9 protein-coding genes are annotated in these 10,983 nt (G+C 39.7%); 4 read left to right on the top strand and 5 right to left on the bottom strand.

Features of this window, described 5'->3' with window-relative positions; all coding sequences use genetic code 11:
* Positions 1-117: 117 nt before the first annotated feature.
* Positions 118-1,932, bottom strand: a complete 1,815-nt coding sequence (gene typA, locus ACHFIY_RS10555; protein ID WP_410846056.1) for a translational GTPase TypA — start codon at positions 1,930-1,932, stop codon at positions 118-120.
* Positions 1,933-2,433: 501 nt separating this feature from the next.
* Here typA and ACHFIY_RS10550 point away from each other — a divergent pair.
* Both ACHFIY_RS10550 and gmk read left to right on the top strand, forming a co-directional pair.
* A complete protein-coding gene (locus ACHFIY_RS10550; RefSeq protein ID WP_410846055.1) occupies positions 2,434-2,706 on the top strand; it encodes a CDGSH iron-sulfur domain-containing protein in 273 nt (90 codons plus the stop codon).
* 65 nt (positions 2,707-2,771) lie between these two features.
* On the top strand, positions 2,772-3,338 hold the full coding sequence (gene gmk, locus ACHFIY_RS10545; protein WP_410846054.1) for a guanylate kinase: 567 nt from the start codon (positions 2,772-2,774) through the stop codon (positions 3,336-3,338).
* A gap of 69 nt (positions 3,339-3,407) precedes the next feature.
* Here gmk and ACHFIY_RS10540 read toward each other — a convergent pair whose 3' ends face one another.
* Complete coding sequence (locus ACHFIY_RS10540; RefSeq protein ID WP_410846053.1) at positions 3,408-3,860, bottom strand: GNAT family N-acetyltransferase; 453 nt, start codon at positions 3,858-3,860, stop codon at positions 3,408-3,410.
* On the bottom strand, positions 3,848-4,747 hold the full coding sequence (locus ACHFIY_RS10535) for a LysR family transcriptional regulator (protein WP_410846052.1): 900 nt from the start codon (positions 4,745-4,747) through the stop codon (positions 3,848-3,850). Before ACHFIY_RS10535 ends, ACHFIY_RS10540 begins: the two co-directional genes overlap by 13 nt.
* A 156-nt stretch (positions 4,748-4,903) precedes the next feature.
* On the opposite strand from ACHFIY_RS10535, the gene ACHFIY_RS10530 reads away from it, so the two are divergent.
* Positions 4,904-5,299 (top strand): rhodanese-like domain-containing protein, encoded by a 396-nt coding sequence (locus ACHFIY_RS10530; RefSeq protein WP_410846051.1) that lies wholly within the window; start codon positions 4,904-4,906, stop codon positions 5,297-5,299.
* A gap of 183 nt (positions 5,300-5,482) precedes the next feature.
* On the opposite strand, the gene ACHFIY_RS10525 is transcribed toward ACHFIY_RS10530, so the two are convergent.
* A complete protein-coding gene (locus ACHFIY_RS10525) occupies positions 5,483-5,893 on the bottom strand; it encodes an OsmC family protein (RefSeq protein ID WP_410846050.1) in 411 nt (136 codons plus the stop codon).
* 172 nt (positions 5,894-6,065) lie between these two features.
* Positions 6,066-7,925 carry a membrane protein insertase YidC gene (yidC, locus tag ACHFIY_RS10520; protein ID WP_410846049.1) on the bottom strand — a complete coding sequence of 620 codons (1,860 nt, stop codon included), beginning with the start codon at positions 7,923-7,925 and terminating at the stop codon, positions 6,066-6,068.
* Positions 7,926-8,778: 853 nt separating this feature from the next.
* On the opposite strand from yidC, the gene ACHFIY_RS10515 reads away from it, so the two are divergent.
* A complete protein-coding gene (locus ACHFIY_RS10515) occupies positions 8,779-10,890 on the top strand; it encodes a prolyl oligopeptidase family serine peptidase (RefSeq protein ID WP_410846048.1) in 2,112 nt (703 codons plus the stop codon).
* Positions 10,891-10,983 lie beyond the last annotated feature (93 nt).

Raw genomic sequence — 10,983 nt, 5'->3', positions numbered from 1 at the left:
AATTAACCTATTACCGGTGTTTTATTATGACAATTTGTATAATATAAATTTATTATAAACAAAAAAACGGCTAATCCAATTAAAATTGAATCAGCCGTTCTACATATAAAAAAAATATTATCCTACTGCCTCGCTAGACATGCTCTTAGAGGTTTTCTTACGTTCGTCCTCGTTTAGCAATACTTTGCGCATACGGATGTTTTTAGGGGTTACCTCTATACACTCGTCTTGTTGGATGTACTCCATGCACTCTTCCAGTGTCAACAGCGTTTTAGGGGTGATGCGGGTAGCATCATCACTGCCGCTGGCACGGTGGTTGGTTAGTTTCTTGGCTTCCGTAGCATTAACTACCAAATCGCCTGGCTTGATATGCTCGGCTATTATCTGGCCAGTATATACTTCCTCGTTGGGATCGATGAAGAAACGGCCACGGTCTTGCAATTTATCAATAGAGTAACCTGTTGTTTTTTCTGTGCTTTTAGAAATCAACACACCATTGCTACGGCCGGGTATAGGGCCTTTCCATGGTTTGTATTCTATAAAGCGGTGTGCCATTACAGCTTCACCTGCAGTGCTGGTGAGCATTTGCGAACGCAAACCTATCAACCCCCTTGAAGGGATTTCAAATTCAAGGTGCTGCATTTCGCCCTTGCTTTCCATGATCAGCATTTCGCCCTTGCGTTGGGTAACAAGGTCTATTACCTTGCCACTGAAATCGCTTGGCACATCTACTACCAAGTTTTCAAACGGTTCGTGTTTTTTGCCATCCACATATTTTATCAATACTTGTGGGTTACCAACAGTAAGCTCGTAACCTTCACGGCGCATGGTTTCTATCAATACACCCAAATGCAGGATACCACGGCCAAAAACCAAGAAGCTATCGGCACTGTCTGTATCTTCTACCCTTAGGGCAAGGTTTTTTTCTGTTTCCTTCATCAAACGATCACGCAAGTGGCGAGATGTAACGAATTTACCATCTTTACCAAAGAAAGGCGAGGTGTTGATGCTGAACATCATGCTCATGGTAGGCTCGTCAACACTGATGATAGGCAATGCTTCTGGGTTTTCAATATCGGCAATGGTATCGCCAATGGTAAAGTCTTCAATACCTACCACAGCGCAAATGTCGCCAGCTAGTACTTCTGTTACTTTACGTTTGCCCAAAGCTTCAAAAATGTATAATTCTTTTACTTTAGAGCGTTGGATACGGCCATCGGTACGCATCAAGCTAAAAGGCTGTCCTTCGCTGATGCTGCCACGGGCTACACGACCCACGGCTATACGGCCAAGGAAGGCTGAATAATCCAATGAGGTAATTTGCATCTGCAACGTTCCTTCAGGTATTTTTGGTGCAGGCACATATTGTAATATACCATCTAACAATGGGGTAATATCCTCGCATTGTTCGTTTTTGCTATTGAACCAGCCGTTTTTACCGCTACCGTAGAAGGTAGGGAAATCTAACTGTTCGTTGGTAGCATCTAAAGTAAAGAACAATTCAAATACCGCATCGTGCACTTCGTCTGGGCGGCAGTTTGGTTTGTCTACTTTATTGATAACCACCATTGGTTTCAAATTGAGTTGCAATGCTTTTTGCAACACGAAACGGGTTTGTGGCATAGGGCCTTCAAACGCATCTACCAACAGGATAACGCTGTCGGCCATTTTCAATACACGCTCTACCTCACCACCAAAGTCACTGTGACCTGGGGTATCGATAACGTTAATTTTTACGCCTTTGTACATTACAGAAGCGTTCTTGGAAAAAATGGTAATGCCACGTTCCCTTTCTAGGTCGTTGCTATCCATTATCAGCTCCCCAGTTTCCTGATTGGCACGGAAAACGTTGGTTTGGTGTAAAATTTTGTCAACCAAAGTCGTTTTGCCATGGTCAACGTGTGCAATAATTGCGATGTTTCTTATGTCCATTATTATTTGTTTACGCTACAAACAATGCCGCAAACCCAATATCATAAAGGGTTATGCAGATTTTTAGTAATGTTTATAGCTGCTTTTGAAGTTGCAAAGGTAAGGCTTTACGGCGTGGGGAAAAAATGAAATGAGGGGATTTACAATTTAGTAACAGGAAGAGTTGTAGGTTTTAGGTTATGAGTTGTAGGTTTTTGTGTTGTGGGGACATGAAATTGCAATGGAGATACCTCACCCCAGCCCTCTCCGAAAGGAAAGGGAGCAAGTACAAAGCAGAGGGGGAGTAACAGGTTGACTAATTGTAAGTGGTTTTATTTTAGTATTCTAAGGATATGTACAAATTGAGGCGAGTGCCTACTTTTCTTCCCAGTTATTTAAAGCCAGATGACACTACCCCTCGAACAACTTTTCCCCATTTCATTAAGCCCTAAAAAAGAATAAAACAGTAATTGCAGCAATTGCCTTTAATTCGTGTTTATTCTTTGTAGCTAAATTAATTTCATGAGCGATTACCCAAAAGTATTTACCCCATACCCCACCAGCATAGTTGTAGAAAAAGGCAAAACATACGCATGGTGTACTTGCGGCCTTAGTGCCAAGAACCCTTTTTGCGATGGCAGCCATAAAACCCTTGCAACAGAAGAAGACGGGCAACTGAACATGCCTTTTAAAAGCCTGAAATTCACGGCGGAAGAAGATGGGGAAGTGTGGCTGTGCAACTGCAAGCACACTAAAAATGCACCATTCTGCGATGGCAGCCATAAAACTATATAGTTTTGTTTTTATAAAACAGCATCGTTATTTCCTAAAAGGGGTTGAATCTTAAAATTGCTTTGCACATGGATAATAAAATCATCATTATTACTGCCCCTTCTGGTGCTGGGAAAACATCTATTACCCGTTACCTGCTACAGCATTACCCTGTATTGGCATTTTCTATTTCTGCCACTACCCGCAAAAAACGTGGGCAGGAAGTTGACGGGCAGGACTATTATTTTTTGGAACTGGAAGATTTTAACCAGAAAATTACCGAGCAGGCATTTATAGAGTGGGAGATGGTGTACCAAGGAACTTTTTATGGCACGTTGAAAACGGAACTGGATCGTATTTGGGGCGATGGGAAAGTGCCTATGCTAGACATAGACGTAAAAGGGGCTATCCATGTGCAGCAGCAATATCCAAACCAGTCGCTGAGTATTTTTATTGAGCCGCCAAGTGTTGACGCATTGAAAATACGCCTTGCTAGCCGTGGCACAGAAACAGAGGAAAGCCTGCAAACGAGGGTAAACAAAGCTGCCTACGAAATTTCGTTCAAGCACCATTTCAATAAAATAATCCTTAACGATGAATTGCAAAAAGCCTGCCTAGAAACCGAGGATGTGGTGAAGGCATTTTTGGAGGCATAAGTGGGAAAAGAAATTGCTACCTAGACTGGAAGGAATGGTGGCAAAATAACTTTCCCATTCTTATCTAGCCTAATGTATGTCTATGAAAAATCTTACTTTTTCTTTGCCTGTACCGCCAATACGATTATAAAATTTTATGGCTCTTTCGTTGAATATTGGTGTCTGCCATTGAATGTTTATACAATCGTTTTGTTTTGCAATTATTTTGAGTTTATCGAAAACTGATACACCAATTCTAAGGCCTCGAAAGTCGGGTTCTAAATATAAGCAGTCCAAATATAAAAATGAATTTGCGTCCCAAGTTGAAAAGTCAAAAGTATAGGAAAAGTAACCTGCTATTAGTCCATCACATTCAATAAGGTAGCAAAACAATTTTTGACTGTCTGAAAAAATTGCTTTACTTAATTGTTGTAGTTTACCTTTTGGATTGTATGGCGACTGTTCAAAGTCCGAATGTTTTTTACATAATTCTACTAAAACAGGTAAATCCTTTTCTTCACATTTTCTAATTATATGTTCCATTGCAAGTTTATTTCAGTTTGTAAAAACGATATAAAGTGATTGAAATATTCTGGGTACGTTTTATTATTCATAATAGCTATGTAATGTTTTCTTTTTAGTCCATTCTTGCCAATTTTAATTGCTTTTATCGAATTATTTTTTAGGTAAGGCTGCAAAGCCCATTTTGCCATTGCCATAATTCCCATATCGGCTTTTACCATTTCTATTGATGCTTCTGTAAGTGGTAAAGCTGTAATTTTTTTAGGTTTTATGTTTGCTGGTGCTAACAAGAATTGATGAACCGTTACCGTTTCTATTGGCAAAGAATGTATCAATAAATGTTCGTTTACAAAATCTTCGGCAACTACAAATTTTTTATCAACCCAATGGTGGTTTTCTGAAACTACCATTAGCATTTCATCTTGAAAGAGTTCTAAGTATTTAATATTTTCATCTTTTACTGGGTCGCTGGTGATAGCAATGTCTATAACATTTTCTTGTAGTTTTTGTAAAGGATAATGAGTGGCCTCCATTACAATTTGTAGTTCAATATTGGGATAGAGCAAATGAAATTGCTTTAAAACCGAAGGCAACCAATGATAACTTGAATAGCACTCTGTACTAATTCTAATTTCGCCAATTTCGCCAAAAATTAGCTGTTTAATTTCTTTTTCTGTGTCTGATAGTTTGGCAAGTATCTCATTTGCAGTTTGGTACAATTTCTCCCCTGCCTTTGTCAAAACTAATTTCTTATGATTACGGAGAAATATTTTCGTACCTAATTGATACTCGGCTTCTTTAAGTTGATGGCTCAACGCAGATTGTGTCAAGTACAACTTGTCAATGGCTTTTGTTATGCTGCCTTCCTCCACAATTGCCTTGATGAGCCTTAGATGCCTTATTTCCATTTTCCGGTTGATAAATTATGTGTAAAGTAACAAAATTTGGCTATTGGATTTGTATGAAAATAATGAATGATTATGATGAATTCTTTTCGTTTTCAAACGGGTGTATGCTGTATTAGTTTTGCAGTATTGATCATCAGAAAATAAATTTTAAAAAACATGGAACATCAAATTAAACATTACGAAAACAAATTGGCTTTTGAAATGGACCCATCAGATTTGTTTGATGCCTTAAACAATGGCGAAAAAATTATTGCCATTGATGCAAGAAAAGCATTTGGTTTTGAAGCCGAACATATTCCAACGGCAATCAATATCCCTCACCGCGAAATGAATGAGGAAAGTACAAAGCATTTAGATAAAGCGTTTGTATATGTTACATACTGTGATGGGATTGGATGCAATGCGTCAACAAAGGGTGCTTTGAATATGTCAAAACTAGGTTTTAAAGTTAAAGAGCTAATGGGTGGTATTGAATGGTGGAAATTTGACGGCTATGCAACCGAAGGAACTAAAGCAAGTGAAGGAGGTGGAAAAATTCAATGTGCTTGTTAGGCTATGTAGATGTAGATATTTTAAATAGGCTACATCAGCCCGAATTCGTGTTGGGTATCCAATTGGCTTGCAGGTAAAATTACAAAGAGGCATAATCAACAAGAAAAAAGACTTTTTTTCTTGTTGATTATGCCTCTTTGTGTATTCGTGCTTTAGTGGCTAATTGTTAATATCTGCTATCCATTACACCAAGCTAGCATCTGTGCAAATTTCTGTGTTGAACAGCTTGCTTATAGGGCAATTGGCTTCTGCATCTTTTATGCTTGCTTCAAATGTTGCAGCGTCAATACCTGGGATGCTTGCTTTTACAATCAGGTGCGATTTGGTGATGGCACCATTGTCTAAAGTAATCTCGCATTTTGTTTCAATGCTTGTTGGGGTAAACCCTGCGGCACCCAAAACAAAACTCAATTTCATGGTAAAACAACCTGCATGTGCCGCTGCAACCAACTCTTCGGGGTTGGTGCCAACGCCTTCTGCAAAGCGTGAGTTGAATGAATACTGTGTTTGGTTTAGCGTGGTGCTTTGAGTAGTAAGGTGGCCATTGCCTTCTTTTCCAGAACCGTTCCATACGGCTGTTGCATTACGTGTCATGTGTATGATTTTTTTTGATGAATAAAAATAATTTGCAAACCAATATTTGCGGATGCAATGTAAATGTTCCTTTATATTAAACCAAGATAAAAGTGATTTGTTGCATCCACGATATTTTTTGCCACAAAGGCTCATTTGTGCCTTTGTGGCAAAAAATACTGGCTAGTAACCTCTATTTCTTACTAGTTGTTTTATTCTTCATGTCTTCCAGTTTTTTCTGGCTTTCCATTACCTGCGAGTAGCGTTCTTGCCATTTGCTTTTTGTTTTTGGCTTGGTACGCACTTCCTGCATCTTGGCCAATATTTTTGTATGGTCAATGATATAGGTTTGTATTACAAACTGCAACAACAAGGTAATGGTATTGGATACCGTATAATACCAAGTAAGCGCCGATGGCAAACGGTTGAAGAAAAACAGCATCATGAATGGGAAAATGTACGGCATGTACTTCATGGCTGGGTTATCTTGCGTTGGGGTATTGCCCATATTGTACAGCGAGATAGCAAAACTGGTTAATACCGCAGTGATAGTAAACAAGCTAATATGGTCGCCAAAACCAAATGGCACCGAGAATGGTAACGTTGCTATGACATCGTAAGAAGACAAATCGTGGCTCCAAAGGAACGACTGACCACGCAAGGCAATATTGGAGTTGAAGAAACTATACAAGGCAAAGAAAATAGGTATCTGCAACAAGGCAGGTATGCAGCCACCCAATGGGTTTACGCCCGCCTCCCTGAACAGTTTCATCTGCTCCATGGCAAACCCTTGCTGGTCTTCGCCAAATTTCTTTTTCAGTATATCCAGTTCTGGCCTCAATACTTTCATTTTGGCTCCGCTTAGGTAGCTTCCGTACATCAATGGGGCTGTAAACAAACGGATAAAAAGCGTAAGCAGCAAAATTGCCCAGCCATAGTTGGTCATTAACTTGGCAAAAAACTCAAAAACAGGCATGATTACGTACTTGTTCACGGGGCGCACGAAAGAATAAATATCACGGCCAAGGTTGATGATTTTATCCATCTCATTGTCTTGGCTTTTTAGTATGTGGTATTCATTAGGGCCATAGTACAGTTCTAATGGTATGTTGGCAGTTGCCGCTACCGGTACTTTCAATTGCAAAGCTGCATCTATTGTGGCCAAGGTGTTGGTAGTGTCTTTGTCTGTGCTGCGCTCCCATTTTACCTCGCCGCCTGCAAAACTATTTTTGGCAATAAGGGTAGTATTGAAAAACTGCTGCACTGCGCCTACCCACTGCACTGGCTTTTCAAACAAATGGCTTTTTTTAGAAGATATATAGTCAAACTGGTTATCCTCGCTAAAACAAATATTGCTCATCTGCCTTTCATAAATAGACGACTTTTCGTTTTGCGTAGTCATCCAGCTCCATTGCATGTTCAGGTTGCCATTGCTCAGTAGCTTATCGGCACCGTTCATGGCTATGTTCCAGCCTATGGTATAGCTATTTGGCTTGATGGTATATTGGTGGGTGATGCTTTGCCCGTTTTTGGCAGCAATACTAAAACTAATGGTCTGGCTATTGTCTGCATTGGTTACTGGCGGTGCTGCGGTAAAAAACAAGCTGCTTGCCGTGTTTGCATTGTTGCTTCCAGTGTTGATGTTGTAGGTTAATTTGTCGTAAGCATTGTTACCCAAAATAATATTGCCCCCTGTTACATGCGAAGTATATTTTTTTAGCTCTACTTTTTTTATGCTGCCTCCTTTGTTGCTAAACGTCACTTTTATTACATCGTTTTCTGCGGTTAGTAGTTGCTCTGTGCCTAGTGCTGCCGTGGAGAAATCGCCTGCTGCTGTTAGTTTGTCAAGCGTGTCTTTCTTTAAATAGGCTTGGTTTAGCCTGCTGGTGTCTTGTAGTTTTAGCTGGGTGGCTTTTATCCTGTTCAAAGAATCTTCTTGGTGTTGCTTTTCTTTTGCCAAAACCTGTTGTTGCTGGTTGCTGAAATAGAAATAGGCAAAAAACAAAATGCCTAAAAGTACCATCCCAATCACCGTGTTCTTATCCGTCTGCATAGTATTTTTTAAAATGAGCGGCAAAGGTAAGGGGTTAGGGGATACGCAGGGCGGAAGTAGTGAGTGGTCAGTAGTGAGTGGTCAGTAGTGAGTGGTCAGTTGTGGGTATTGAGTAGGTAAGTAACATTGTTAAAGTAACCTCAGCTAAAAAGGTAACATTTAAAATGGGCTAATTACTGCTGCCTCCCCGTCTTTCTTATCCCTACAACTCATAACTTATGACTGATGACCAAGTGCATAAAACTTTTTCGCTTCGTCCTCATACCCCCCAAATCTATAAAACCTTATCTTTGTCCTAGAAATGCACTTGATACAAACTACTTACAAAACTAGTGTCTTGGCATTTCAATCGTAGTTCTTTTTTTACTAATATTAAGATAGTTGTAGTCTCAAACTTTCGTCTTGTATTTATGGGTCTAAAATACACACAAAGCAGGCATAAAATGAGCATAAAATACACACAAACAAAGCACAAATTACGCATAAAATAAGCACAAAATAAGCACAAAATGCGCACAAAAATTTGATGTTTTTGTTGATAATCAATGGCTTACAAGGTTGGCAACGATTTTTGAAAAAAGAAAAAGCGTAAAAATCCCGCAAAAATGGCAAAACTGAAACTATTTTAATAGAAAGCAAGATAAAAATATATTATTAAAAATATGCTAATATTGTCACCTTACCCTGTTACTCTTTCTTTTGGGTAATTTGTCCCAGTATTCGGGAGGGGTGAGGTTGTGCTGGATTGATTTTTAAATAAAAAAGCGAAAAAATTTTATGCACCTTTGACCACTGATGACGGACCACTAATGACTAATTTCCCTTATTTTAGCAAAAAAGTTAACAACCCATCATGACAACCCGAGCATTAATCCTACTAGCCCTTAGCTATGCATTTGCCCCCTGTTTTGGGCAGCCGTTTGTTTACCCAACGGCCAAAAAAGATACGGTAACCAACAATTATTTTGGTACCGTTGTTGCCGACCCGTACCGATGGATGGAAAATGCAGCATCGGAAGAAACCCGAGCATGGGTAGCAGAAGAAAACACACTCTCCCGAAATTATTTGGATAAACTAGTTAAAAAATTCCCCGTCAAAGATCAAATGGATTTGAACAGCCATTTTACAAATGGCAAAATACAAAAATCGGGCAGCTATTATTTTAAACGCATGAGGGACTATATAACCAATCGCTCACAACTATATATTCAAAGAAGTTATAAAGAAATACCAGCCTTGATTCTTGACCCATTTGAATACAAGGAAAACGAAAAAGAGATTGTAAGCCTAGAAGATTTTGCCGTATCAACTGATGATAAATACCTTGCATTTGCCTTGGCGCGGAATGGCAGCGACTGGCGTGAAATAAGAGTAAAAACCATTTATACGCTGAAAGACGAGCCAGACATTATAAAATGGGTAAAATTTAGTAGTATCAAATGGGTAGAAGATGGTTTTTATTATTGCAGGTATCCTGAAAGCACCAAAGGAGAAGCGTTTACAGAACAACTATTAAACCAAGCAGTATATTACCACAAACTAGGCACACCGCAAAGTGAGGATAAAATGATTTACAGCGACCCCGAAAACCCCAAAATGTTATTGCATATTGATATAGTGGGCAATAACCATTATTTACTTATCTACAGGACTAATCTTTTTAACCCAGCACAGCCAAATGAAATATGGCAAATAGATATAAAAAATCAAAAAGATGCGAAGCCTTCATTGCTTGTATCTTCTGCCTATCCTTATAGTATAATTGGAGAATACAACGGGCAGTTTTTGGCAAGCACCTTAGAAAATGCGCCTAGAGGCAAGGTGGTTTTGCTAAACCCCGACTCGGTAAACAGTAGCAAACCTTTTATACGGCAATATAAAAATGTGCTAAAGAAAACAAGCATTGTTGGCAACAAAGTAGTTTGCCTATACCTAACCGATATAGAATGGAGTAGCGTTACTTTCGACAGCAGTGGCATACCTGTGAACAAGATAACGTTTCCATTGGGTACTACTGTTTCTGGGTTTGACGGCGACAGTAAAAGCAATACTACTTTCTTTGGCTATGCATCCTGCCTGCATCCTTATGTTGCATACCAATATGATGTTGACAAGCTAAAAACCACTTTGCTAGAGCAAACCGTAACAGCGTATGATGCCCACGAACTAGAAGTGAAAAAAGTATTTGTAACATCGAAAGACGGGGAGCAAATACCCATGGTTATCGCATGTAAAAAAGGGATGAAAAAAGATGGCAAAACGCCTACGCTGCTTTATGGCTACGGTGGCTTTGGCATTAGCACCACGGGTTCGTTCGATATTGGTTTTGTAAACTTTGTTCTAAATGGAGGCATAGTGGCTTTGCCCTGCATAAGGGGTGGTGGCGAGTATGGCGAGGAATGGCACAAAAAAGGGCAAAGGCTGAACAAACAAAACAGCTTTGACGATTTTATTGCGGCAGCAGCATACTTGGAAGACAGTGGCTATACCCAAAAAGGCAAATTGGCAATCATGGGTGGCTCTAATGGTGGCTTAGTGGTGGGTGCAGTAATTACCCAACGGCCAGATATATGCAAGGTTGCTATATCGGAAGTTGGTGTATTTGATATGCTTCGTTACCACTTATTTACCAATGGGAATTTAGTTTCGAGTGAATATGGCACCAGCAAAAACCCAATTGAGTTCCCCTATATTTTTAAATATTCCCCTCTGCACAATGTAAAAGACGATGCCGGTTATCCTGCAACCTTGGTTATAACGGGCGACCACGACGACAGGGTAGTACCCATGCACTCGTACAAATTTGTAGCCGCCTTGCAAGAGAAGAACAAAACTGGCAACCCTATTTTGTTGGTTACCAGCAGCAATACTGGCCACCATTCTGCAAGTGGTGGCGATGTGCAGTCGTATATTTATTCATTTATCTACGAGCAATTGGGGGTAAAGCCAAGGTCGTTGTATTGATTTTTTTGCTAAAAACATCTTCCAGCTTGGCTACAAAGCCAGTTACCACTGCACTTTCAATATAGCCTTGTCCAGTTATTTTCGCTTGCAGCA

The sequence above is a fragment of the Parasediminibacterium schistidii genome, assembly GCF_046546515.1.
GTDB lineage: Bacteria > Bacteroidota > Bacteroidia > Chitinophagales > Chitinophagaceae > Parasediminibacterium.
Note: the sequence above shows the minus strand (reverse complement) of the source record. Positions and strands in the feature narration are given on the sequence as shown.